Source organism: Pseudomonas sp. ML2-2023-6, from assembly GCF_037055265.1.
In the GTDB taxonomy this organism is placed as follows: domain Bacteria; phylum Pseudomonadota; class Gammaproteobacteria; order Pseudomonadales; family Pseudomonadaceae; genus Aquipseudomonas; species Aquipseudomonas kulmbachensis.
In genome coordinates this window covers 821,024-846,305 of sequence record NZ_CP146347.1, presented here as the reverse complement: position 1 = coordinate 846,305, position 25,282 = coordinate 821,024, and the positions used below count along the sequence as shown (strand labels likewise).

22 protein-coding genes and 1 pseudogene are annotated in these 25,282 nt (G+C 58.5%); 13 read left to right on the top strand and 10 right to left on the bottom strand.

Translation table 11 applies throughout. The annotated features are described in order from the left end of the window. Positions 1 to 142 precede the first annotated feature (142 nt). Both V6L79_RS03820 and V6L79_RS03815 read left to right on the top strand, forming a co-directional pair. Entirely contained in the window at positions 143 to 1,636 is a 1,494-nt protein-coding gene (locus tag V6L79_RS03820) for an aldehyde dehydrogenase (RefSeq protein ID WP_338579840.1), read from the top strand. 151 nt (positions 1,637 to 1,787) lie between these two features. Continuing rightward, a complete protein-coding gene (locus V6L79_RS03815; RefSeq protein ID WP_261740449.1) occupies positions 1,788 to 2,936 on the top strand; it encodes an MFS transporter in 1,149 nt (382 codons plus the stop codon). Here V6L79_RS03815 and V6L79_RS03810 read toward each other — a convergent pair whose 3' ends face one another. Next, entirely contained in the window at positions 2,937 to 4,487 is a 1,551-nt protein-coding gene (locus V6L79_RS03810; RefSeq protein WP_338579839.1) for a phospholipase D family protein, read from the bottom strand. A gap of 35 nt (positions 4,488 to 4,522) precedes the next feature. Continuing rightward, complete coding sequence (locus tag V6L79_RS03805) at positions 4,523 to 5,944, bottom strand: PLP-dependent aminotransferase family protein (protein ID WP_261740447.1); 1,422 nt, start codon at positions 5,942 to 5,944, stop codon at positions 4,523 to 4,525. A gap of 169 nt (positions 5,945 to 6,113) precedes the next feature. Here V6L79_RS03805 and V6L79_RS03800 point away from each other — a divergent pair, with 169 nt between their 5' ends. After that, the gene (locus tag V6L79_RS03800; RefSeq protein ID WP_321835270.1) at positions 6,114 to 6,347 is read left to right on the top strand and encodes a DUF1127 domain-containing protein; all 234 of its coding nucleotides are present in this window, start codon (positions 6,114 to 6,116) and stop codon (positions 6,345 to 6,347) included. Positions 6,348 to 6,448: 101 nt separating this feature from the next. Here the strand turns inward: V6L79_RS03800 and V6L79_RS03795 are convergent, their stop codons facing one another. After that, on the bottom strand, positions 6,449 to 7,750 hold the full coding sequence (locus V6L79_RS03795) for an FAD-binding oxidoreductase (RefSeq protein ID WP_261740445.1): 1,302 nt from the start codon (positions 7,748 to 7,750) through the stop codon (positions 6,449 to 6,451). 147 nt (positions 7,751 to 7,897) lie between these two features. Here V6L79_RS03795 and V6L79_RS03790 point away from each other — a divergent pair, with 147 nt between their 5' ends. Beyond that, positions 7,898 to 8,251, top strand: a complete 354-nt coding sequence (locus tag V6L79_RS03790) for a YkgJ family cysteine cluster protein (RefSeq protein ID WP_003437837.1) — start codon at positions 7,898 to 7,900, stop codon at positions 8,249 to 8,251. 13 nt (positions 8,252 to 8,264) lie between these two features. Here the strand turns inward: V6L79_RS03790 and V6L79_RS03785 are convergent, their stop codons facing one another. Further along, a complete protein-coding gene (locus tag V6L79_RS03785; protein ID WP_016782681.1) occupies positions 8,265 to 8,753 on the bottom strand; it encodes an Lrp/AsnC ligand binding domain-containing protein in 489 nt (162 codons plus the stop codon). A 156-nt stretch (positions 8,754 to 8,909) separates the two neighbouring features. Here V6L79_RS03785 and dadA point away from each other — a divergent pair, with 156 nt between their 5' ends. The 6 genes from dadA to V6L79_RS03755 all read left to right on the top strand — a co-directional run bounded on the left by dadA (position 8,910) and on the right by V6L79_RS03755 (position 15,051). After that, positions 8,910 to 10,211: a D-amino acid dehydrogenase gene (gene dadA, locus V6L79_RS03780; protein ID WP_321835267.1), complete on the top strand. Its 1,302-nt coding sequence runs from the start codon at positions 8,910 to 8,912 to the stop codon at positions 10,209 to 10,211. Next, a complete protein-coding gene (locus V6L79_RS03775) occupies positions 10,183 to 10,536 on the top strand; it encodes a RidA family protein (RefSeq protein ID WP_261740442.1) in 354 nt (117 codons plus the stop codon). The genes dadA and V6L79_RS03775 overlap by 29 nt, the downstream gene beginning before the upstream one ends. Positions 10,537 to 10,637: 101 nt before the next feature. Next, positions 10,638 to 11,711: an alanine racemase gene (gene alr / locus V6L79_RS03770; protein ID WP_338579838.1), complete on the top strand. Its 1,074-nt coding sequence runs from the start codon at positions 10,638 to 10,640 to the stop codon at positions 11,709 to 11,711. 127 nt (positions 11,712 to 11,838) lie between these two features. Beyond that, the gene (locus V6L79_RS03765; protein WP_261740440.1) at positions 11,839 to 12,387 is read left to right on the top strand and encodes a cupin domain-containing protein; all 549 of its coding nucleotides are present in this window, start codon (positions 11,839 to 11,841) and stop codon (positions 12,385 to 12,387) included. Between the two features lie 180 nt (positions 12,388 to 12,567). Further along, entirely contained in the window at positions 12,568 to 12,981 is a 414-nt protein-coding gene (locus V6L79_RS03760; protein ID WP_261742528.1) for a cytochrome c5 family protein, read from the top strand. A gap of 144 nt (positions 12,982 to 13,125) precedes the next feature. After that, the gene (locus V6L79_RS03755; protein ID WP_338579837.1) at positions 13,126 to 15,051 is read left to right on the top strand and encodes an acetyl-CoA hydrolase/transferase C-terminal domain-containing protein; all 1,926 of its coding nucleotides are present in this window, start codon (positions 13,126 to 13,128) and stop codon (positions 15,049 to 15,051) included. 166 nt (positions 15,052 to 15,217) lie between these two features. Here V6L79_RS03755 and V6L79_RS03750 read toward each other — a convergent pair whose 3' ends face one another. Both V6L79_RS03750 and rep read right to left on the bottom strand, forming a co-directional pair. Further along, positions 15,218 to 15,790, bottom strand: a complete 573-nt coding sequence (locus V6L79_RS03750) for a xanthine phosphoribosyltransferase (RefSeq protein ID WP_133075045.1) — start codon at positions 15,788 to 15,790, stop codon at positions 15,218 to 15,220. A 56-nt stretch (positions 15,791 to 15,846) separates the two neighbouring features. Continuing rightward, positions 15,847 to 17,856, bottom strand: coding sequence for a DNA helicase Rep (gene rep / locus V6L79_RS03745; RefSeq protein ID WP_261740438.1), 2,010 nt, complete (start codon positions 17,854 to 17,856; stop codon positions 15,847 to 15,849). Positions 17,857 to 18,229: 373 nt separating this feature from the next. Between rep and V6L79_RS03740 the strand changes: the two genes are divergently transcribed. Further along, positions 18,230 to 19,792 carry a putative bifunctional diguanylate cyclase/phosphodiesterase gene (locus tag V6L79_RS03740; RefSeq protein ID WP_405046640.1) on the top strand — a complete coding sequence of 521 codons (1,563 nt, stop codon included), beginning with the start codon at positions 18,230 to 18,232 and terminating at the stop codon, positions 19,790 to 19,792. Between the two features lie 184 nt (positions 19,793 to 19,976). Here V6L79_RS03740 and V6L79_RS03735 read toward each other — a convergent pair whose 3' ends face one another. After that, positions 19,977 to 21,377: a NorM family multidrug efflux MATE transporter gene (locus tag V6L79_RS03735; protein WP_261742527.1), complete on the bottom strand. Its 1,401-nt coding sequence runs from the start codon at positions 21,375 to 21,377 to the stop codon at positions 19,977 to 19,979. A gap of 152 nt (positions 21,378 to 21,529) precedes the next feature. Between V6L79_RS03735 and V6L79_RS03730 the strand changes: the two genes are divergently transcribed. Next, on the top strand, positions 21,530 to 22,450 hold the full coding sequence (locus V6L79_RS03730) for a LysR substrate-binding domain-containing protein (protein ID WP_338579836.1): 921 nt from the start codon (positions 21,530 to 21,532) through the stop codon (positions 22,448 to 22,450). A gap of 10 nt (positions 22,451 to 22,460) precedes the next feature. Here V6L79_RS03730 and V6L79_RS03725 read toward each other — a convergent pair whose 3' ends face one another. Continuing rightward, entirely contained in the window at positions 22,461 to 23,954 is a 1,494-nt protein-coding gene (locus V6L79_RS03725; RefSeq protein WP_338579835.1) for a YifB family Mg chelatase-like AAA ATPase, read from the bottom strand. 106 nt (positions 23,955 to 24,060) lie between these two features. Here V6L79_RS03725 and V6L79_RS03720 point away from each other — a divergent pair. Further along, positions 24,061 to 24,186 (top strand): annotated as a pseudogene (locus V6L79_RS03720) (addiction module antidote protein, HigA family); the annotation flags it as partial. 3 nt (positions 24,187 to 24,189) lie between these two features. On the opposite strand, the gene V6L79_RS03715 reads toward V6L79_RS03720, so the two are convergent. Together V6L79_RS03715 and V6L79_RS03710 are read right to left on the bottom strand one after the other, a co-directional pair. Beyond that, entirely contained in the window at positions 24,190 to 24,618 is a 429-nt protein-coding gene (locus tag V6L79_RS03715) for a VOC family protein (RefSeq protein WP_261740434.1), read from the bottom strand. A 43-nt stretch (positions 24,619 to 24,661) separates the two neighbouring features. Next, on the bottom strand, positions 24,662 to 24,922 hold the full coding sequence (locus tag V6L79_RS03710) for an accessory factor UbiK family protein (protein WP_338579834.1): 261 nt from the start codon (positions 24,920 to 24,922) through the stop codon (positions 24,662 to 24,664). Between the last annotated feature and the right edge of the window lie 360 nt (positions 24,923 to 25,282).

Genomic DNA, 25,282 nt, shown 5'->3' with positions numbered 1-25,282 from the left:
TCAAATATATTGAAAGTTCCTGGGCCACTGGTTTAGGGTGGCGCATGTCTCGTGCCAGTCAATTTAGTGGACTGGACAGCATCCCTGACGCGCCACATGAAAAAGCCGGCGCTTCTATTTTTAACAAGAGGAGGACACTCGAATGACCACCCTGACGCGTGCTGACTGGGAACAACGGGCCCAACAGCTGAAAATCGAAGGTCGCGCCTACATCAACGGTGAATACACCGACGCGGCCTCCAGTGAAACGTTCGAGTGTCTGAGCCCGGTCGATGGCCGCTTGTTGGGCAAGGTTGCCAGCTGCGATAGCACAGACGCCCAACGCGCCGTAGAAGTTGCCCGCAAGACCTTCGAATCTGGCGTCTGGTCGCGCCTGGCCCCGGCCAAGCGCAAAGCTGCAATGATCCGCTTTGCTGGCCTGCTCAAGAACAACGCCGAAGAACTGGCCCTGCTTGAGACCCTGGACATGGGCAAACCAATCAGCGACTCACTGGGCATCGACGTGCCCGGCGCAGCCGGTGCGCTGAGCTGGAGCGGCGAAGCCATCGACAAGATTTACGACGAGGTTGCTGCTACCCCGCACGATCAGCTGGGCCTGGTGACCCGTGAGCCGGTGGGCGTTGTCGCTGCCATCGTGCCGTGGAACTTCCCGCTGATGATGGCCTGCTGGAAACTGGGCCCGGCTCTGTCGACCGGTAACTCGGTAATCCTTAAGCCGTCCGAAAAATCCCCACTGACCGCCATCCGTATCGCCGCACTGGCTGTTGAAGCCGGTATCCCGGCAGGTGTATTCAACGTGCTGCCAGGCTATGGCCATACCGTCGGCAAGGCTCTGGCCCTGCACATGGACGTCGATACGCTGGTGTTCACCGGTTCGACCAAGATCGCCAAGCAGTTGATGATCTACGCGGGCGAATCCAACATGAAGCGTATCTGGCTCGAAGCCGGCGGCAAGAGCCCGAACATCGTCTTTGCCGACGCACCGGACCTGCAAGCGGCTGCCGAGTCGGCTGCCAGCGCCATTGCCTTCAACCAGGGCGAAGTCTGTACCGCCGGTTCGCGCCTGCTGGTCGAGCGCTCGATCAAGGACAAATTCCTGCCGCTGGTGATCGAGGCCCTCAAAGGCTGGAAGCCTGGCAACCCGCTGGACCCGGCAACCACCGTGGGTGCTCTGGTTGATACCCAGCAAATGAACACCGTGCTGTCGTACATCAAGGCTGGCCACAGCGAAGGCGCAAAACTGGTAGCGGGCGGCAACCAAATCCTGCAAGAAACCGGCGGAACCTACGTTGAACCGACCATTTTCGACGGCGTTAGCAACGCAATGAAAATCGCCCAGGAAGAAATCTTCGGCCCGGTACTGTCGGTCATCACCTTTGATAGCGCAGCAGAAGCCATCCAGATTGCCAACGATACGCCATACGGCCTGGCGGCTGCGGTGTGGACTGCGGACATTTCCAAGGCTCACCTGACGGCCAAAGCCTTGCGCGCCGGCAGCGTCTGGGTCAACCAATACGATGGTGGCGACATGACCGCTCCGTTTGGTGGTTTCAAACAGTCGGGCAATGGCCGTGACAAGTCACTGCACGCATTCGACAAGTACACCGAGCTGAAGTCCACCTGGATCAAGCTGTAACAGCATAAACGCAACACCCTGTGGGAGCGGGCTTGCCCGCGATGGCTGCACTGAGGTCTGACTTCACAGACTGCAGTGCCTTCATCGCGAGCAGGCTCGCTCCCACAATTGCTTTAACCCTATATTTTTAGTTATCCACAGGAGCACAGACATGCGTTGGGCGACTTATTTCGCCGTGCTGGCCTCGGTCCTCAGTGTCGGCCTGGCACTGGGCGTGAGCATGCCGCTGGTGTCGTTTCGCCTCGAAAGCTGGGGCTATGGCTCATTCGCGATTGGCGTCATGGCAGCCATGCCGGCGATTGGCGTGCTGCTCGGCGCCAGCGTTGCCAGCAAACTGGCTGCCCGCTTTGGCACGCCCAGCCTGATGCGCCTGTGCTTGTGGTGTGGCGCGCTCTCTATCGGCTTGTTGGCGCTACTGCCCAGCTACCCGGTGTGGCTGGTGCTGCGCCTGGTGATCGGCGTGGTGCTGACGATCATCTTTATTCTCGGTGAAAGCTGGATCAACCAACTGGTGGTCGAGCAATGGCGTGGCCGCCTGGTGGCGCTGTATGGCTCTGCATATGCCTTGAGCCAACTGTCCGGGCCACTGCTCTTGGGCGCAGTCGGTTCTGAGGGCGATTACGGGTTTTGGATCGGCGTGACCTTACTGATCCTCGCACCTTTGCTGCTGATGGGCCGCGATGGCGCACCCACCACTGAATCGTGCAGCGTGACCTTCATTGATCTGTTGGGATTCTGTCGGGGGTTGCCAGCCATTGCCTGGGCCGTGGCGCTGTTTGCAGCCTTTGAGGCGATGATTCTGACACTGCTGCCCATCTACTGCCTGCGTCAGGGCTTTACCGCTGACATTGCGCTGGCGATGGTCAGCACCGTGGTGGTGGGCGATGCCCTGCTGCAACTGCCGATCGGCGCGCTAGCCGACCGCCTGTCCCGCCGTTCACTGTTTACCGGCTGCGCAGTGCTGTTGATGCTGTCGAGCCTGGCGGTGCCGTTTCTGCTCAATACCCTGCTGATCTGGCCGCTGTGGGTGATCTTCGGCGCCAGCGCCGGGGGTCTGTTCACCTTGTCGCTGATATTGATCGGCGAACGCTACCGCGACGACGCTCTGGTACGGGCCAACGCCCACGTCGCGCAACTGTGGGGCATCGGCTGCCTGATCGGGCCATTGGCCGCAGGTGCGGGCAGCCAGTGGATCAGCGGGCATGCCTTGCCGCTGTTTATGACCGCAGGTGCACTGGTGCTGGTGATTCTGGTATTGCGCCAAGGGGCATTCGGGGCGGAACAGGCTGCCGCACAGTAGCTACAACATCCTCTCCAACCCCACACGCTTGCTGAACCAAGCGTTGAGCCGGCGCCACCAATTGCCCGGCTCCCGATGCAGTGTGTGCAACTGGCCATTGTCTTCAGTCACCCAGACAATCTGGCCCTGCTCCAGTTTCGGCTCATAACTCAAGGCCGGGGCCATGCCCTGCAGGGCCAGTTTTCGGGCTTCGGCGGCCAGTTCCGGGCTGTCCACCAGCACCCCGACCTCGGTATTCCACAAGCCCGAACGTGGATCGAAATTGAACGAGCCGATAAACGATTTCTGCTGATCAAAAATCATCGCCTTGCTGTGCAGGCTCGAATCCGAACTCATCCCGTGCTTGAACAAGTGGGGACCACTGCCACCGCTGCTGCCCGGCTGACGGCGCAGCTCATAGAGTTTTACGCCATGCTCCAGCAACGCTTTGCGATATGGCGCATAACCGCCGTGCACAACGGGCACGTCTGTCGCTTCCAGCGAATTGGTCAATAAACGTACATCAACCCCGGCATCGGCACGCCCCGTCAGGTACACCAACCCGGTGTTACCCGGCACAAAGTAGGCTGAAATCAGGATCAGTTCCTGACTCACTCCCGCCAGTTCCGGCGCCAATTGCGTGGTCAGCAGTAAATGCGAGTCGGGCTCATCCCGGGCCAGCACCTTGCTTGGGGCATCCCACAACGCCTGATTCCAGGCCCAGATCAGCTCTTTGCGCCAAACGTCCAGCTGCGGGTTGGTTTCATACGATGCCAGCTCCTGGAACAGCGCAGGGTTGCGTTGTTGCGCGCGCTTGAGCGACGCCTCGAGTTTTTTGCGTGCTTTGCCCAACTCATGCACAGACAGGTTGGACGAGGCAAAATCACCAATCGGCTGGCTCAGGGCGCTGTTCCAGTACTGGTCGAAGCTGTGGCCCAACTGCTCGGCCACCGGACCGACGCTAAGCAGGTCAATATCGGTGAAATTCAGCTCCGGTTTGGCATCGAAATACTCATCGCCCAAATTGCGCCCACCCACAATCGCCACGCTGTTATCGGCCAGCCAAAGTTTGTTGTGCATGCGCCGGTGCTGGCGCGAGAGGTTGAACAGTCGCCCCATCGCCCGCGTCACGCCGGTTCCACGCCCCAGTTGCAGCGGGTTGAACAGCCTGATTTGAATATTGGGATGGGCCGCGAGGGTCGCCAGAACATCGTCCAGGCCATCACTGGCGGTGTCATCGAGCAGGATCCGCACGCGCACGCCGCGATCTGCCGCCTTGATCAGTTCATCAATCAACATGCGGGTGCTCAACCCGTCGTGGACGATGTAGTACTGCAGATCGAGGCTGCTTTGAGCATTACGAATCAGCTCGGCCCGGGCCCTGAACGCTTCACCGCTGTTGGGTAGCAGGCGAAACCCCGAGCGGCCCTGATATGGCGCAGCCTGGGCCTGAATCGAACGGCCAAAGGCCGAGTCTGCAGCAGGTAACGCCTGCGTCGGTTCACGGGGTACGTCCAACGTGGCACAGCCTCCCAGCAACACAGTCAAAAACAATGCACAGAGTGATTTCAACGCTTAGAGCCTCGAGCCAGACGTCACAAAGGTAATTAAACGGTTTCTGCCAACAGTTTGCTGGCCGCCATCCCGACCTTGCGCACCGCGTCTTCGAGCTGTGGCGTTGGCTTTGCAGCGTAGTTCATGCGCAAGCAGTTGCGGTACTTGCCCGATGCCGAAAAAATACTGCCCACCGCAATCTGTACCCCCTGCTCCAGCAACACTCGATTGAGGCGTAGGCTATCAAACCCATCCGGTAGCTCAAGCCACAGCATAAAGCTGCCCTGGGGCCGACTGGCGCGGGTTCCGGGTGGAAAGTAACGACTGATCCAGCCCAGCATCAGGTCACGATTGCGCTGATATTGGCTACGCATTTTGCGCAGATGCGGCTCGAAATGACCGTTTTTCAAAAAGTCGGCAATCGCCAGCTGCGGCTGTGGCGCCGTAGAACCGGTGCTGATGTATTTCATGTGCAGCACCCGCTCCAGATATCGCCCCGGTGCAACCCAACCGACGCGTAAACCAGGGGCCAAGGTTTTGGAAAATGAACTGCACAGCAGGACCCGGCCATCATCGTCGAAAGATTTGATCGTACGTGGGCGAGGGTAGGTGTAGGCCAATTCGCCATACACATCGTCTTCGATAATCGCCACATCAAAACGCTGGGCCAGGGTCACCAATGCCCGTTTGCGGGCCTCGGGCATGATGTAGCCCAGCGGATTGTTGCAGCTGGGCGTGATCTGGATCGCCTTGATCGGCCACTGCTCCAGTGCCAGTTCCAACGCTTCGAGGCTAATGCCTGTCAGCGGATCGGTGGGAATCTCCAGCGCCTTCATGCCCAGCCCCTTGAGGGTTTGCATAGCACCATGAAAGCTCGGCGAGTCGACCGCCACAATGTCACCCGGCTCACACACCGCGCGAATACTGCACGACAGTGCTTCATGGCAGCCGGTAGTAATGACCAGATCTTCAGCACCCAGTTGGCAGCCAGAGTCGAGCAACAGACGCGCCAACTGCTCGCGCAGGCCCAGCACCCCGTAGACGTTGTCGTAATACAGACCAGGCAAATCCAGACGCCGGCTAATCTGCGCCAAGCTGCGCAATAGCGGCTTGATGGTTGGCGTGGTGACATCGGGCATGCCGCGTCCCAACTGGATCACGTCCTTTTGCGGCACCGAGCGCACCAGTTCCAGCACCTGCTCCCATTGCGAGATTTCCACCGGGCGCTGAGCCGGTTTACCCATGCCAGGCAGGGCAGGCAACTCACGCTCTATCGGCACAAAGTACCCGGACTTCGGGCGCGGCGAAGCCAGCCCGTTGTCCTCCAGCAACCGATACGCCTGCTGCACCGTGCTCAGGCTCACGCCATGCTCGGCGCTCAGCGCCCGCACCGAAGGCAAGCGGTCGCCAGGGCGATAAAAGCCCTGCTCGATGCGCGTACCGAGCAGCTCGGCAAGATTGACGTAAAGGGTCATGGCAGGGCTCCCGCAGAGTAAACCAGTACAGATTGAGGAAAAACCAAGGATTCAGCGTTTAAAACGCCGTATCTGTATGCACGTAAAACAACTTTGTTGAATCTGTCATGGTTTTGAGCGCAAGGCCATCATGCTGACTCATAGCAATCGAGTCAAAAGGAGCTGTCTGATGAATGGTTTGAGCGATGTCCGTCTGACGCTGCACAGCCAACAATTAGTGGCCGAGCATGAAGCTCGTCAAGTCACAAGCACCCCGCCCGGGCTTGGACGCTGGGGCCTGTTCTGGCACCGCGCACGCAGCCGCCGCGTCCTCCTCACCCTGGACGAGCAACAACTGCGTGACGTAGGCCTGAGCCCCGAAATGGCCCAACGTGAAGGCTGCAAACCGTTTTGGCGGCCGTGAATGCTGAGGTGGAACCGTAGCAGCTGCCGGACGCAGCCTCGTTCCTTCGGCAGCTGCTACGCAATGACTTGCAGCGCAACATGGAGTTTTGCTTCTGACTGTCAACCCAGCTCTTTCAACCGATGCCACAGCATCCCCAGTGCCAGCAACGGTGAACGCAGGTATTTGCCGCCGGGGAAGGTGATGTGCGGGACTTTGGCGAACAGGTCAAAACCGTCACTGTGCTGACCACTGATGGCCTCGGCCAGCAACTTGCCCGCCAGGTGCGTCGCGTTAACCCCGTGCCCTGAGTACGCCTGCGCGTAATACACATTGGGCTGGTCTGGCAGACGACCGATCTGCGGCAAGCGGTTGGCACCGATGCCAATCATGCCGCCCCACTGATAGTCGATTTTTACGTCTTTCAGGTGCGGGAACACTTCAAGCATTTTTGGACGCATGTACGCTGCAATGTCCTGCGGGTCACGCCCCGAATAATGACAGGCCCCACCAAACAACAAGCGACGGTCCGCCGACAACCTGTAGTAATCCAACGCCACGCGCTGATCGCACACCGCCATGTTTTGCGGCAGCAAAGCGTGAGCCTCGGCTTCGCTCAACGGCTCGGTGGCGATGATGTAACTGCCTGCAGGCAGCACTTTTCCACTTAGTTGCGGATTGAGATCCTTCAGATAAGCGTTACAACCCAACACCAAACTTTTGGCTCGCACCGAGCCCTGCGCCGTGTGTACCCGCACTTCGGGGCCGTAATCGATACGGGTCACGGCAGAGTGTTCATACAGCTTTACACCCAGTTGCGCAGCCGCCGCCGCTTCGCCCAACGCAAGGTTTAGCGGGTGCAAATGCCCCGACCCCATATCGATGAAGCCGCCAACATAGCGATCCGAGCCCACCACGCTGTGCACCTCATTGGCTTGCAGCAGGCGGGTTTCGTGGCGGTAGCCCAGATTGCGCAGCTCCTGGGCCTCCTCGGCAAAACCTTCAAGGTCGCGGGGTTTGTTGGCCAGGTCGCAATAGCCCCATGTCAGATCACAGGCGATATTGAAACGCTCCACGCGCTGGCGAACGATTTCCACCGCCTCCAGCCCCATCAGTTTCATTTGCCGCACGCCGTCCTTGCCGATAACCCCTTCAAATTGCTCAAGGCCATGACCGACTCCGCGTATCAACTGGCCGCCATTGCGCCCACTGGCACCCCAGCCAATCTTGTGAGCCTCGAGCAAGACCACACTCATGCCGCGTTCGGCCAACTCCAGCGCCGTGTTCAACCCGGAGAAGCCACCGCCCACCACGCACACGTCAGCCACCAACTCGCCTTGCAGCACCGGATGATCGGGCTGCGGCAAGCTGCTGGCGGCGTAATAAGAGGCGGTGTGCTGGCTGCGCTGAACCGGGGCGCTCATGGGGGTAATCCTGATTATTGATGTGTGGAAAATTTGACGGAGCATAAGCCGGGCCATTCCCGCGGGGCAAGAACAGCCGGGCGGCGCTGTCTAGAGTAGGGGTTTTAGGGCAAACTCTATGGCCTTTTGAAAATCGGTAAATCCTGGATGAGCTGCAACAGTCACAAGATCCGCTTTCTGCGGCAACAAATCCCCTCGTTTGAATGCGTGCCGGGTTGCCATGACTGCTGCGGGCCTGTGACCACCTCATCCGAAGAAATGGCCCGGCTGCCACGCAAGACTGCCGCCGAGCAGGAAGCCGCGATGGACGAGCTGAACTGTGTGCATCTGGGGCCCAATGGCTGCACGGTGTATGAAGAACGTCCGTTAATCTGTCGTCTGTTCGGCACTACGCCGACCCTGCCATGCCCCAATGGCCGCCGCCCGGTGGAGATGATTCACCCCAGCGCCGAGAAACTGGTGCATGAATACATCGCCAGTACACGCCAGGTGCTGGTTTGACTGTGGGGTTGAGTTAATCCGCAATCGGCAAATTCAAGCTCTCTTTCACTTCTTCCATCACGATATAGCTCTTGGACTCACGTACATGGGGCAGTTTGAGCAGGATGTCACCCAGCAGCTTGCGGTATGAAGCCATCTCGCTGATCCGTGCTTTCACCAGATAGTCAAAGTCTCCCGACACCAAATGGCACTCCAGCACGTGGGGCAACTTCAACACCGCACGTCGGAACTCATCGAAGGTGTCGCCCGACTTGTAGTCCAGACTGATTTCAACAAATACCAGCAGGCTGCCCTGCAAATGCTGCGGGTTGAGCCGGGCGTTGTAGCCCATGATGATTCCTTCGCGCTCCAGCCTGCGCACCCGCTCGGTGCAGGGCGTAGTCGACAGCCCGACCTTCTCTCCCAGCTCGGTAAACGAGATGCGGCCATCGACCTGGAGGATGCGCAAAATATTGCGATCAATCTTGTCCAACTCACGCTTTGTTTGATGATTTGTACGCATAGGAGATTCTCCTCCGTGAAAAGCGTTTTGGCCGAGAATTGTCGCCAAATATAGCTGCTTATACAGTGAATTCCACTACTCAATGATTCATATACTGCGCTCATCTTCGCTTTGAACAATAAACGTCTGCGGCTGGCCGCGATGAGGGATATAAATATGCGAGTTATGGTATTGGGTGGCGGCGTTATTGGTACTGCCAGCGCCTATTATCTGGCCCGAGCCGGTTTCGATGTGGTCGTCGTAGACCGTCAGCCAGCCGTTGCAATGGAAACCAGTTTTGCCAACGCCGGCCAGGTGTCCCCAGGCTACGCTTCGCCGTGGGCCGCGCCGGGTGTGCCGCTCAAGGCAATCAAATGGTTGCTGGAGCGCCATGCCCCTCTGGCAATCAAGGCTACCACCAGTATTGACCAATACCTGTGGATGGCGCAGATGCTGCGCAACTGCACCGCCAGCCGCTATGCCGTGAACAAGGAGCGCATGGTTCGTCTGTCCGAGTACAGCCGTGACTGCCTCGACGAATTGCGCGCCGAAACCGGCATCGCCTACGAGGCCCGCAACCTGGGTACTACTCAACTGTTCCGTACCCAAGCACAACTGGATGGTGCTGCCAAAGACATCGCCGTACTCAAAGAGTCCGGCGTGCCTTACGAACTACTCGACCGCGCTGGCATTGCCCGCGTCGAACCAGCACTGGCCAATGTTACCGACATTTTGGCCGGGGCCCTGCGCCTGCCAAATGATCAAACTGGCGACTGTCAGATGTTTACCACTCGCTTGGCCGAAATGGCCAAGAACCTGGGTGTGGAGTTCCGCTTCGGCCAGGATATCCAGCGTCTGGACTACGCAGGCGACCGTATTAATGGCGTGATGATCGACGGCAAGCTCGAAACTGCCGATCGCTATGTACTGGCACTGGGCAGCTACTCGCCGCAGTTGCTCAAGCCGCTGGGCATCAAGGCTCCGGTTTATCCGCTCAAAGGCTACTCGTTGACCATCCCGATTACCAATTCGGACATGGCCCCGACTTCGACTATTCTCGACGAGACCTACAAGGTTGCGATCACCCGTTTCGATAACCGCATCCGCGTTGGTGGCATGGCTGAAATCGCCGGTTTTGACCTGTCGCTGAACCCGCGTCGACGCGAAACCCTGGAGATGATCGTCAACGACCTTTATCCTCAGGGCGGTGATCTGAGCCAGGCCAGTTTCTGGACCGGCCTGCGCCCGACCACACCGGACGGCACGCCGATTGTGGGCGCGACCCCATTCAAAAACCTGTTCCTGAACACCGGTCATGGCACGCTCGGTTGGACCATGGCCTGCGGTTCCGGTCGTTTCCTGGCGGATGTGATGGCCAAAAAGACCCCACAAATCAGCGCCGAAGGCCTTGATATTTCCCGCTACGGCAACCACCAGGAGAATGCAAAACATGGCAATCCAGCGCCAGCTCACCAATGAACGCATGAGCCAGATCGTTGCCCATAACGGTACTGTTTACCTGTCCGGGCAAGTCGGTGACGACATGAACGCCGGGGTAGAGCAACAAACCCGCGAAACACTGGCCAACATCGAGCACTTGCTGGACCTGGCGGGCACCGACAAAAGCCGCATCCTGTCGGTCACCATCTACCTCAAAGACATCGATGCCGACTTTGCTGGCATGAACAGCGTATGGGATCAGTGGCTGCCTAAAGGCGTCGCACCGGCCCGCGCTACCGTTGAGGCCAAGCTGTGCGAACCTGAAATTCTGGTCGAACTGTCTGTCGTGGCTGCACTGGCGTAGGCTTTTTGATCACATAACAGTCCCTCTTGCGGTGCAGCACGCAGTTTACGCTGCGGGTTTGCACCGTTTTTTTATTCAATTGCCGTTAGAAGCCCGCCGCCATGCGCCCAGCCCGTGCCCTGATCGACCTCCAAGCCCTGCGTCACAACTACCAACTGGCCCGTGAAGTCACGGGGGCCAAAGCCCTCGCTGTGATCAAGGCCGATGCCTACGGCCACGGAGCCGTGCGCTGTGCCCAGGCTCTTGAGGCTGACGCCGATGGTTTTGCCGTCGCCTGTATTGAAGAAGCACTGGAGCTGCGCGCTGGAGGTATTCGCGCGCCCATCCTGCTGCTCGAAGGTTTTTTTGAAGCCGATGAACTGCCGCTGATCGTCGAACACGACTTCTGGTGTGTGGTGCATTCGCTGTGGCAACTCGACGCAATCGAGCAGGCCAAGCTCGCCAGGCCGATCCAGGTATGGCTAAAACTGGACAGCGGCATGCACCGCGTCGGCCTGCACCCGGGCGACTACAAAGTCGCTTACCAGCGCCTGCAAGCCTGCGCCAACGTGGCCAAAATCGTGCTGATGAGCCACTTTGCCCGCGCCGATGAGCTGGATTGCACCCGCAGCGTAGAGCAAGTCGCTGTGTTCCTGGGAGCCCGCGCCGACTTGACGGCTGAAATCAGCTTGCGCAACTCGCCGGCTGTGCTCGGCTGGCCACGCGTGCCAAGTGACTGGGTACGACCGGGCCTGATGCTGTACGGCGCCTCGCCATTTGAAGAGCCCCAGGCCACTGCATCACGCCTGCAGCCGGTGATGACCCTGGAGTCAAAAGTAATCTGCGTGCGTGAATTGCCTGCCGGCGAGCCAGTGGGCTATGGCGCAAAATTCATCACCCCGAAACCCATGCGTATTGGCGTGGTGGCCATGGGGTACGCCGACGGCTACCCGCGCCAGGCCCCGACCGGCACTCCCGTCCTGGTGGCCGGTGTACGCAGCCAATTGCTGGGTCGGGTCTCGATGGACATGCTGTGCATCGACCTCACCGAGGTGCCACAAGCAGGCCTGGGCTCGACGGTGGAGTTGTGGGGCAAAAACATCCTCGCCAGTGAAGTGGCGGCCAAGGCTGACACCATTCCTTACCAGATTTTCTGCAACCTGAAACGAGCGCCACGCCTCTATTCCGGGAGCTGATCGGTTGTATCCAAAGTGCGGGGCCAACCGGGCACGCAGGTTTGAAGTCGAAGTGTTGTAAATACTGAACGCTATCGCCATGATGGCGGCTTCTCGACCTGAATCTGACCCCTAGGAGGCTCCCGCATTGGACGTCGGTGAACGACTGCAATCCATCCGCAAACTGAAAGGCCTGTCACAACGTGAACTCGCCAAGCGTGCGGGCGTCACCAACAGCACCATTTCGATGATCGAAAAGAACAGCGTGAGCCCTTCAATAAGCTCCCTGAGAAAAGTGCTGAGTGGCATTCCCATCTCCATGGTCGAATTTTTTTCCGAAGAAATCCTTCAAGAAAACCCGACTCAAATTGTCTACAAAGCCAATGAGCTGATCGACATTTCCGATGGCGCCGTGACCATGAAACTGGTCGGCAAGGCACATCCGAGCCGGGCCATTGCATTTCTCAACGAGATTTACCCACCGGGTGCCGATACCGGGGACGAAATGTTGACCCATGAAGGTGAAGAAACCGGGATTTTAGTAGAAGGTCGCCTAGAGTTAACCGTAGGCCTTGAGACCTTCGTGCTCGAAGCAGGCGACAGCTATTATTTCGAAAGCTCAAAGCCACACCGTTTCCGTAATCCGTTCGACGTTGCGGCGCGACTAATCAGCGCAGCCACCCCGGCGAACTTCTAAGAACAGAGGCGCCCTGCTTGTTTGCAGAGGCACCCATTGATGCATTTCGCCGGCTCTATTCCCCCTTTGTCTTTAGGGTTGTTTCAGAGAGGCGGGCTAACCGTTATACTTTCGCCGCCCGCGAAACCGTGGTTGTGGGCGTGAATAGCCACCATTGAGGGTGAACGCGTGAACCTAATTATGAAAATGCTGGCCGTACCAGCAGCAGTATTGGCCCTATGGGCTGTCAACGCTCAGGCAGCAACGAACGATGACATCGCTAAACGTCTTGAGCCAGTCGGCAAAGTCTGTGTTCAAGGCCAGGAATGCAAAGGGATGGACGTAGCAGCCTCTGTGGGCGGCGGCGGTGGCATGACACCGGACGACATCATTGCCAAGCACTGCAACGCATGCCACGGCACCGGTCTGTTAGGCGCACCGAAAATCGGTGACACCGCAGCCTGGAAAGAGCGCGCCGATCACCAGGGCGGCCTTGATGGCATCCTGGCCAAGGCCATCACCGGTATCAACGCCATGCCGCCAAAAGGCACGTGCATGACCTGTACCGATGACGAGCTCAAAGGTGCAATCGAGAAGATGTCCGGTTTGAAATAAGCCTATCCTCTCTGAAAAAGCCGCTGATGGGCGGCTTTTTTGTGCCTGCGATTTGAACAGACCCGTTGCGCGCCCTTGCTCTTTGCAACCAAGACCGGCCACTCTCTGTCACATCTCTATACACGGATGGTTTTGGAGGGTCAGATGGTGCAGTCCTGTTCGATCGAGCGTGCAGTCGATGATGTGCTGGCGCGTCTACCGATGCATATTCACCTTGGCCTGCCGTTAGGTCTGGGCAAGGCCAACCGGTTCGTCAACGCGTTGTATCAGCGCATCAGGCAACTGCCCGAGCGCCAGCTGACGATCTACACCGCCCTGAGCCTCGGCCGCCCGCCGCTCGGAGATGGTTTGCAGCGGTTGTTTCTTGAGCCTTTTATCGAACAGGTTTTTGGCGATTACATCGAGCTGGATTACCTCGCCGATCTGCATCACAACCGCATGCCCGAAAACATCCACGTCGAGCAGTTCTTTATGCAGCCGGGCAGCCTGCTCAACAGCCCTGCGGCCCAGCAGGATTACGTCAGCAGCAATTACAGCCACGCAGCCCGCGATATCAATGCCTGCGGCCTGAACCTGGTGGCGCAGATCATTGCCCGTCATCCACAAGAGCCAGGACGCCTGAGCCTGAGCTGCAATCCGGACATTACCCTCGACTTATTGCCCATGATTGCCAAGCGCCGAGACGCTGGCGAGACCATCTTGATAGTGGGTCATGTGCACAGTGACTTGCCCTATATGCCGGGTGATTCGGAGCTTGGCGTGGAGGACTTTGACCTCCTGATCGACGAAGATGAGCGCACAACGCTGTTTTCTACCCCCAATATGCCGGTTACCCTGCAAGACCACTTTATCGGCTTGCACGCCAGCACCCTGATACGCGACGGCGGCACCTTACAAATTGGCATTGGCTCGATGGGCGACGCCCTGAGCGACGCTTTGCTCGCACGTCAGGACGATAATGAAGGCTATCGCAGCCTGCTCGACGAGATCGATATCACGCCCTGGCGCACCCTGATTGAACAGCAGGGCGGCGTCGAACCGTTCGTCCGCGGCTTGTATGGTTGCAGCGAAATGTTTGTCCACGGGCTGATGGTACTGGCCGATGCGGGGATTGTACGGCGCAAGGTCTACCCTGATGTGGAACGGCAAACCCAGGCCAATGCAGGGACCCTCGACGAAAACCTGCAAAGCGACGGGGTGAGCATCCACGGCGGCTTTATCCTCGGCCCCCGCGACTTTTACCAGCGGCTACGGGAACTGCCCCACAGCAAACGCTGCGAATTCAACATGACCGCCATCAGCTACATCAACGAGTTGTATGGCCAGGAAGACTTGAAACGCCTGCAGCGACGCGATGCCCGCTTTGTGAACAGCGCCTTCACCGCCACCTTGCTCGGCGCTGCGGTGGCCGACCAACTGGAAGACGGCCGGGTGCTCAGCGGAGTCGGCGGGCAATACAATTTTGTCGCCCAGGCCCACGCACTGCATGACGCTCGCTCGGTGATCATCCTGCGCAGCTGGCGTGAATCGGGCGGTGATGTGAGTTCCAACATTGTCTGGGAATACGGTCACTGCACCATCCCGCGGCATCTGCGCGATATTGTGGTCACCGAATACGGCATCGCCGACTTGCGCGGTAAAACCGATCGAAAGGTCATCGAAGCGCTGCTCAATATCACCGACTCGCGCTTCCAGACCGAACTGATCGCGCAGGCGCAACAAATCGGCAAACTGCCCAAGGACTTTTGCCTTGATCCACGTTTTGCCGATAACAGCCCGGAACGCTTGCAGGGAATAGCCGCACGGCACTCGCACTTGTTCCCGGAATACCCGCTGGGCAGCGATTTCAGCGCGCAGGAGCAAGACCTGCTGCGAGCGCTGAATTGGCTCAAGAGCAAATTCAAGCTCACGCAAATCTACCAGCTGGGCAAAGCCACACTGGACGCACCCTCGCCGCAGGCATTCCCCGAGCACTTGGCGCGCATGCAACTGGCCCAGCCAGACGGACTGCGCGAAGAGCTGTATCAGCGCTTGCTGCTGGCAGGGCTGCAAGCAACCAAGGTTTTGTAGCAGCTGCCGTAGGAACGAGGCTGCGTTCGGTTGCGAAGCAATCGTAAATCCTGAACCCCGGATTTACCTGATACACCGTGGTACCCGGTTTTACGACGACTGCGTCGTCGAACGCAGCCTCGTTCCTGCGGCAGCTGCTACAGGTGTGCATCAGCCGTCGGCAGGTTTACTCGATAAAGGTCACTTTACCGCCAGCCAGGGATTGCACTCGGGCCAATGATTCAACGCGATAACCCTGTGCGTCCAGCTCGGCACGGCCGCCCTGGAACGACTTCTCGATCACGATACCCAGGCCTGCCACGGTAGCGCCAGCCTGCTTGATGATCGAAATCAGTGCCTGCGACGCTTTGCCGTTGGCCAGGAAGTCGTCGATCACCAGTACGCGGTCACTGCTTTGCAGGTGACGCGGGGAAATGGCAACGGTGCTTTCGGTCTGCTTGGTGAACGAGTACACGGTGGCCGACAGCAGGTTTTCAGTCAAAGTCAGAGACTGGTGCTTGCGCGCGAAAATCACAGGTACACCCAAGTTCAAGCCAGTCATCACGGCAGGAGCAATGCCCGACGCTTCGATGGTGACGATCTTGGTGATGCCCGAATCCTTGAACAAACGCGCGAACTCGTCGCCGATTTCTTTCATCAGCTGAGGGTCGATCTGATGGTTCAAAAAGGCGTCGACCTTCAAAACCTGATCGGAAAGCACGATGCCTTCTTCGCGAATTTTCTTGTGCAGTGCTTCCAACGTAACGTCCTCAAATAGCGCTTATGCGCTGAAGGTAGAGTAAAAAATAGTCAATTCTAGCGTTTTAGCATCGCGCGTATATCGGCTAATGCCGTATTTCCGCGAACCGCCTTCACTTCGGTGGGGGTATCGTCGTTGCCTTCCCAGGCCAGATCGTCCGGCGGCAACTCATCGAGGAAGCGACTCGGCGCACAATCGATGATCTCGCCGTACTGCTTGCGCTTGGCGGCAAAGGTAAATGCCAGCGTCTCACGGGCACGGGTAATACCCACGTAGGCCAGACGCCGCTCTTCTTCAATGGTGTCCGCTTCAATGCTGGAGCGGTGCGGGAGGATTTCCTCTTCCATGCCCATGATGAACACGTAAGGAAATTCCAGCCCCTTTGAGGCGTGCAACGTCATCATCTGCACGCCTTCGGCACCATCTTCCTCTTCCTGCTGGCGCTCAAGCATGTCGCGCAGTACCAGCTTGCCGATGGCTTCCTCAATGGTCATGCCACCGTCTTCGTCTTTCTCGAGGGTGTTTTTCAACGCCTCGACCAAGAACCAGACGTTGGACATGCGATAGTCCGCCGCCTTTTCGCTGGAGCTGTTGGTGCGCAGCCAGTTCTCGTAGTCGATGTCCATGATCATGCTGCGCAGCGCAGAAATCGGGTCTTCACCCGAGCATTGTTGACGCACACGGTCCATAAAACGCTTGAAACGCGCCAGACGGTCGGTGAAACGGGCGTCCAGATGCTCACCCAGACCGATTTCGTCGGTGGCGGCATACATCGAGATTTTGCGTTCAGTCGCGTAGTTACCGAGCTTTTCCAGCGTGGTCGACCCGATCTCACGACGCGGGACGTTGATCACCCGCAAGAAAGCGTTGTCGTCATCCGGGTTCACGATCAGGCGGAAGTAAGCCATCAGGTCTTTCACTTCCTGACGTCCAAAGAAGCTATTGCCGCCCGACAAACGATACGGAATCTGATGGTGTTGCAGCTTCAACTCAATCAGCTTGGCCTGATAGTTACCGCGATACAAAATCGCAAAGTCGCTGTACGGCCGGTCAGTACGCAGGTGCAGGGTGAGAATTTCGACGGCAACGCGTTCGGCTTCGGCGTCTTCGTTGCGACAGCGAATCACCCGGACTTCATCGCCGTGGCCCATCTCGCTCCACAGTTGCTTTTCGAACTCGTGGGGATTGTTGGAGATCAGTACGTTGGCGCAGCGCAGAATACGGCTGGTGGAGCGATAGTTCTGCTCCAGCATCACCACTTTCAAGGACGGGTAATCGTCCTTGAGCAGCATCAGGTTTTCCGGGCGCGCGCCACGCCAGGCATAGATCGATTGGTCGTCGTCGCCCACCACGGTGAACTGGTTACGCTTGCCGATCAGGTACTTCACCAGCAAATACTGGCTGGCGTTGGTGTCCTGGTATTCATCCACCAGCAAATAGCGAACCTTGTTCTGCCATTTTTCAAGAATGTCGGCGTGCTCTTCGAACAACTTCACCGGCAGCAGGATCAGGTCGTCAAAGTCCACTGCGTTGTAGGCCTTGAGCGTGCGCTGATAGGCGGTGTAGACAATGGCCGCCGTCTGTTCTTTAGGGCTGCGCGCGTTTTCCAGCGCCTGGGGGGGCAGGATCAGGTCGTTTTTCCACGAGCCGATCATGTTCTTTATCTCGTCGACCCCGTCGTCGCCCGAGTATTCCTTTTGCATGATGTCGGTCATCAGCGCTTTGACGTCTGCCTCGTCAAAGATCGAAAACCCCGGCTTGTAGCCCAGCCGCGCATGCTCCTTGCGGATGATGTTCAGCCCCAGATTGTGGAACGTGCACACCGTCAAGCCTCGGCCTTCACCCTTCTTGAGCAGGGTGCCGACACGCTCTTTCATCTCGCGGGCGGCTTTGTTGGTGAAGGTCATGGCGACGATGTACTGGGCACGGATGCCACAGTTCTGGATCAGGTGCGCGATTTTGCGGGTAATCACGCTGGTTTTGCCGGAACCTGCGCCGGCGAGCACCAATAGAGGGCCGCCGACGTAGCTCACGGCTTCTTGCTGCCGGGGATTGAGTCGGGACATAACGAGATCAGGGGTCGTGTGTAAAAAGGGCGGGCATTTTAACAGGCTGAGCAGATATTGCTGCCTCTGTGCGACGGTGTGACATGCCACATCATCTAAATTTGCCGCTTTTGTTACTTTCGCGCAGGATGCAAAGAGTATTAACGGCTAGCGTTCGGCTATTACCATAAATACCGCAGCACGTATTTGATAACCAATGCCATTACCATTGGTTACTGACACGTCATAATTCCATCGCCCGATTTTTTGCAGAGTCTAGGGAGCAAGCTTGTTTACGCCTGTCGAACCCTTGCGTTTTCTGCTACTGGCCGAAGAACCATCTTGGGCAGCATTGTTGCGCGAGTGCCTGGCACCTATGGGCAGCGCAGCCATCATGATTTGCGCGCCGAACTGGGAGTCTGTCAGCCATCTGTTCGAGAATGATCGCAATGCGCTACTCCTGACCACCCCGGCCTTGCAGCCTTCAGCGGGTCGCTGCAGCTTGTCCACGATTTTGCTGCTTGATGCCGAGCCTGCGACGATGCCCCAGGCTGTCAGTGACTGGCTTGTAAGCACCAGCCTGACACCTGATGTTCTGCGCCGCTGCCTGCGTCATGTGCGCGAACGTGGCCTGCTGGAGCACACGTTGCAGCGCCTGGCCGAAGAAGATCCTTTGACCGGTATCGCCAACCGCCAGGGTTTTCAAACCCTGCTGGCCGTGCGATTGGCCGAAAGTGACGGGCGCGGCATTGCCCTGGGCCATCTGGACCTGGACAACTTTCGTCACGCCAACGATGCGCTGGGGCATCAGGCTGGCGACCGGCTGATCCTGCAAGTGGTAGCACGGCTCAAGAGCCAGCTCGAAGCCGGCGACCAACTGGCGCGGCTGGGAAGCGATGAGTTCGCCCTGTTGATCAACACCCATCGTGCCCCCGAGCGGGCCGAATGGATGGCCGAACGCATCACCGAGGTAATGGCCGAGCCTTACTGGATTGACGGCGAAAGCCTGCTGATCGGCTGCAGCCTGGGCATCGCCCATGCCCGCGCCAATGCCGGGGCAGATCCATTGATGTGGCACGCACACATCGCCATGCAGCAAGCCAAAAGCACCCAAGGCTGCACTTTTCATGTGTTCAATGAACGCATCAACCGTAATGCCCGCAGCCTGGCCGACCTTGAAAGCGAGCTGCGCCGAGCCCTGCGCCGTGACGAGCTGGAACTGCATTACCAGCCGCGCCTGGATCTGGGCACCGGCCAGATTGTCGGGCTGGAAGCGCTGGTGCGCTGGCGTCACAGCGAGCGCGGCTTGCTCGCGCCCAGCGAGTTCGTACCTCTGGCCGAGCAGAGCGGGCTGATCGTGCCGCTGGGCTACTGGGTCATTTCCCGGGCCCTGCGTGATATGCAGGCACTGCGCGAACAAGGGCTGGAGCCGTTGCATATGGCGGTTAACCTGTCGTTCCGCCAGTTTCAGGACAGCCAACTGCTCTCGACGCTTAGCCGTCTGATCATCGAGCGCGGGGTTGAAGCACAATGGCTGGAATTTGAACTGACCGAAACAGCCGTGATGCGGCGCAGTGACCTGGTCAAGCAGACGATGGATGCCCTGGGCCGACTCGGCGTGCGCTTTTCGCTGGATGATTTCGGTACGGGGTTCTCATCGTTTGTGCACCTCAACAGCCTGCCGATTGCGTTGCTCAAGATCGACAAAAGCTTCGTTGGCGGCATGGAAGACCGCGAAGAGAACCGAAAATTAGTGCACGCAATGATCAACCTGGCCCACAACCTCAAACTGGAAGTGGTCGCCGAAGGTGTCGAAACCCCTGAACAATTGGCTCTTTTAAGGGATTTTGGCTGCGATCAGGTCCAGGGCTACTTCATCAGCAAACCGCTGCCGCTGACAGATCTGGTAGCGTTTTTGACGCTTGGGGCTCAGCAGCAGGTGCCAGTTTCACTCTAAATTTGTAGGCAGAGACCTGTAGCAGCTGAAGGAACGAGGCTGCGTTCGGCGTGATGCAGCACCCCGACGCAGTCGCCGTAAATCCTGAGAGCTGGATTTAACTGACACACCGCAGTGTCTGATTTTGCGACGGCTACGCCGCCGAACGCAGCCTCGTTCCTTCGGAGCTGCTACGCCCTACACACTACACCGCGCTCAAGCCCGCGACTTTCTGTGCCTTGCGCTCCTGCTTGAGCATGCGCCGCATCTTCCACTCGAATGCCAGCGTGAGGCTCACCGACGCACAGGCCAGGCCCAGCGCCAACCCCCACCACACACCGGTCGGGCCCCAGCCGAAGGTAAACGCCAGCATCCAGGCCATCGGTGCACCAATCACCCAGTAGCAAAACAACCCCACCAAAAAGGTCGTCTTGGCGTCCTTGAGTCCACGAATGGCGCCCATGGCAATGGTCTGCGCACCATCAAACAGCTCAAACCAGGCCGCCACGGCCAACAGGCTAACTGCCAACTCGAACACCGGACGGAACGCCGGATCGTTGTAATCCAGGAACAGGCCGATCAGTTGGCTCGGCAAGAACCAGAACACCACAGAAAAACCCAGCATGATCACCGCGCCGCAGCCGATCCCGACCCGGCCCGCCAGTCGTGCCCGCTGCAAATCACCGCCGCCATAATGCTGGCCAATGCGCATGGTGATCGCGTACGACATGCCCGCAGGCACCATAAACGCCACTGATACGATTTGCAGCGCGATTTGGTGCGCCGCCAGTTGCGTACTGCCCATGGTGCCCATGCACAACGCAGCAAAGGCAAACAGCCCGACCTCCACTGCGTATGTACCACCAATCGGCAGGCCGAGGCGCCACAGCTCGCGTAGATAAGTCAGATTAATCCGCGACAGACCTTTACTGATTGGATATGCGTCGTAGGCCGGATGCCGATGGATATGCCAGGCCAAACCCAGCGCCATGCAGGTCGCCACAATCGCCGTGACCAGACCGATCCCCATCAACCCCAGTTTTGGCAGGCCGAACATGCCGGTAATCAGTGCGTAATTGAGCAAGAAGTTGGCCACCGTGCCAATCAGGCTGATCACCATCACGGGGGTCGCCCGGCCCATCGCACTGGTAAAACCACGCAACGCCATAAAGGTCATATAGCCGGGCAGGGCGAACGGCAACAGCAGCAGGAACTGGCCCGCGGCTTCGACGTTGCTGGGCGTCTGGCCAAACAACAAGAGCAGCGGTTTGATATTCCACAGCATCACTGCGCCACCCAAGGCCAGGGCCCAGGCCAGCCACAACCCGGCCTGCGTCAACCGGGTCGCGCCTTCAATATCGCCCGCGCCCTGACGAATCGACACCAGCGTACCCACGGCAGCAATCACGCCGATGCAGAAAATCGATACGAACGAATAGCTCGCCGCACCCAGACTCCCGCCAGCCAGAGCCTCTGGGCTCAAGCGCGCCATCATCAGCGTATCGGTGAGCACCATCAGCATGTGAGCCAACTGCGAGGCGATCAGCGGCCCTGCCAGCCGCATAATGGCCCAGAGTTCGATACGTGCAGGATGCTGTTTGATCATCTGTTCGATTTCTATAGGTTCGTTGAAAGGCTTGATTCTCGGTGGGTAGAGTGTTTTAAGCAAAGGGATAAAAACGATCACTGGCATGATTAAAACTCATACCAAGATTAATAACTTGCGCCTCCTTCTGTTGCGCCATAGGAACATTCGCAATGTCTCGTAGCCTTCCTCCACTTTATGCCTTGCGTGCCTTTGAAGCGGCAGCTCGCCACAGCTCGTTTACCCGGGCAGGAGAAGAGCTGTCGATCACCCAGAGCGCCGTGAGCCGCCATATCAAAACCCTGGAGGCGCATTTCGCCTGCCGGTTGTTTAAACGCAGTGGCCGCAGCCTGCAGCTCACCGAAGCCGCTCGCCTTTTGCTACCGGGTGTTCGCGAAGGTTTTGCCGCCCTGGAGCGCGCCTGTACCACTTTGCGCGCCGAAGATGACACCTTGCGCATGAAGGCCCCCTCGACCCTGACCATGCGCTGGTTACTGGCCCGTTTGAGTCGCTTCCGTCACCTGCAGGCGGGCAACGAGGTGCAACTGACCAGCGCCTGGATGGATATCGATAATGTGGATTTCAATCAGGAACCGTTCGACTGCGCCGTGCTGTTGAGCAACGGTCACTTTCCACCTGACTGGGAGGCCACGCTGCTGTTCCCGGAGATGCTGATCCCGGTCGGCGCGCCCACTGTGCAAGGTGACAAACCCTGGGACGCCAAACGACTGGCCGCCACAGAACTGTTGCACCCCACGCCCGACCGCCGTGACTGGCGGCGCTGGCTCGACTGCATGGGGCTTAGCGGGCAAGTATCACTCAAGGGTGGGCAAGTGTTCGATACCCTGGAGCTGGGCATGATCGCCGCCGCCCGGGGTTACGGCATTTCCATGGGCGACTTGCTGATGGTTGCCGAGGACGTCGCCCAAGGCCGCCTGAGCCTGCCGTTTGCGGCCGCCGTGGCCAGCGGCGAGAATTACTACCTGGTCTGGCCCAAGACCCGCCCCGGTGGCGAGCGTTTGCGGCGTCTTAGCGACTTTTTGCAACACGAAGTCGCGGCGATGGAACTGCCTGCCGTGCAACGGTTGAAGTAAACCGGCTTGATCACCCGCTGACAGGCCGATACTGCAAGGCCTCCGCAAGATGCTTGCGTTCTATGTTTGGCGTTTGCTCAAGATCAGCCAATGTCCGCGCCACTTTCAACAACCGATGTGCGGCGCGCAGTGACAGGGTCATTCGCTCGCAGGCCTTCTCCAGCCAGGCGTTATCCACATCACTCAACGTGCACTGGCTGCGCACACCCGGCAGATCGAGAAAGGCATTGGCACAGCCCTGACGCTGCAACTGACGCTCACGCGCTGCTGCCACTAACACCGCAGCCTTGGCTGTGGTCTCGCCCGAGGCAAGCGACGGGTTGAGCGATGTGGTTTCACGGGCCACGGTCAGGTGCAAATCGATGCGGTCGAGCAACGGCCCCGAGAGCTTGTTGCGATAACGCTGGATCTGTTCCGGGGTACAACGACAGCGGCCCGTGGGCTCCCCAAGATAGCCACAGGGGCAGGGGTTCATCGCCGCAACCAGCTGGAAGCGCGCCGGAAAACGCATTCGATCCCGGGCCCTGGCAATTACGATAAAGCCGGACTCCATAGGCTCCCTCAAGACTTCCAGTACCTTACGATCGAACTCGGGGAGTTCATCCAGAAACAACACCCCGTGATGCGCCAGCGTAATCTCCCCCGGCTGTGGTTTTGAACCGCCGCCCACCAGAGCCGGGCCGGAGGCCGAATGGTGCGGCTGACGAAACGGACGCTGCGGCCAGCAGCTCAAAGGCATATGGCTGGCCACCGACGCAATGGCCGCGACTTCCAGCGCCTCTTGCTCGGTGAGTGGCGGCAACAAGCCGGGCAGACGGCTGGCCAACAGGGTTTTGCCAGTGCCGGGCGGACCGGTAAACAGTAAATTATGGCTGCCTGCAGCCGCGATCAATAATGCCCGCTTGGCTGAAAGCTGCCCCTGTACATCGCTCAGATCAGGATAGGGTTTGCTCAGGTGCAGCAAACCGCTGGCGGTATAAGGCTCAATCACCGCGCGACCAGCGAAATGCGCCACTACCTGCAACAAGTGTTCGACTGCGATCACCGTCAACCCGGCAGCCAGGCATGCCTCTTCGGCATTGGCCAGCGGCACTACCAGGGTACGGCCTGCCGCACGTGCCGCCAACGCGGCAGGTAACACGCCCTGAACTGACCGGATTGCCCCGGACAACGCCAGCTCGCCCAGACACTCGACCTGTTCCAGAGCGGCCACCGGTATTTGCCCGCTGGCTGCCAAAATACCCAAGGCAATTGCCACATCAAAGCGTCCGCCGTCCTTGGGCAGGTCGGCGGGCGCCAGATTGAGAGTGATACGCCGAGCGGGAAAATCCAGTGCGCAATTGAGAATCGCACTGCGTACCCGCTCTTTACTTTCCTTGACCGCCGTTTCGGGCAAGCCGACCAGCGTCAACGCCGGTAAACCATTGGCCAGATGCGCCTCGACCGTAACGACAGGCGCCTCCACACCCACCTGGGCGCGGCTGTAAACGATAGCCAGAGCCATGGCTCATTCCTTGAGTTCGCAAAAAACCCATCCTGCGCGAATCAGAAACCAGGGGCAGGATTGGAATGGATACCGGATGTGAATGGGCATGGGAACACTGCGTACGATCTGCCTGGCGACGACGCCTGAATTCTGGCTGAACCTGCAAACCACTTACGACCTGCGCAAAGCAGAAATCGAGCGTGGCGCAACGATTCGCGAGCAGGTTGAACCCATTCACAACTGCGCCTGACACTCACTCTCCCAGCGCTTTGGTCCCCAGGTCCTCAGCCAAGCGCAGCAAATAGCCGTCAGGATCGAGCACCAAAAAGTTGCGCTCGCCAAACAACACATCGTTGCTGCGATACCAGCGCTCTTCGAGGGGTTTGCGCAGGCTGTGGCCAGCGACCTCAAGACGGGCGATCAGGCTCTGGGCGTCCGGGCACTTGATCGAAAGGTTCATGCCTCGACCGAATGGCGGCTCCAGCGGGCCGACACGCCAGGACGACTCTTCAAGGTCATCCTGCTCCAGCATCAGCTGGCTGCCATGGAACGACAGGAACGCAAAATGATCCTCGGGCCGTTGGTACTCGACTTTGAAACCGAGCACCCCACAGTAAAAATGCAGGCTGCGGGCAATATCCGAGACGATCATCTCGGGCACTAACGGGTTCATGACCAACATACAAAAACATCCTTGTTCATATGAAGTGCACCGCCTTCGAGCGTTATTCGGTCGGCGGCAGCAGCTTGGCTTCCAGCTCGGCCACTTTGGCTTCAAGGCTTTCAAGACGAGCACGGGTACGGGCCAGTACCACCATCTGGCTATCGAACTCTTCGCGGCTCACCAGATCCAGTTTGCTGAAACCACTTTGCAGCAAAGCTTTGAACTGGCTTTCGATTTCGTTGCGCCGCAGCGCGGTTTCGCCACTGAACAAACGTGAAGCGTGGCCACCGAGGGCATCGAGAAGATCTTTGGGCGCGAGCATGGATAAGGTCCTTAAAACTGATGGCAGCGAGTGTATCACGGGGTGTCGGGGCTCAATGCCGACGGCTTTCTGCACATTTTTCGCGCATTGCCCCTACAGCCTACGCACCATCTTCGAGCACAAACAACCCGCCGAATCAGGCCAAAAGCCATCAACTTCCGCTAAATCGCTGTAATTAATGATTTTTCCAGACATGGCAAGGTTTCTGCTTAGACATACATGACTCATGCACTGATGCAGTAGCTGTGACGAAGGCAGTGCGGCAGGTGGTTCAAGGAGTGTTTTCGTCACCAGCGACTTACACACGTTGTACAGCCTGAAGAAGGCTGACGATGCGTTACAAAGCCAGACACTGCGCTT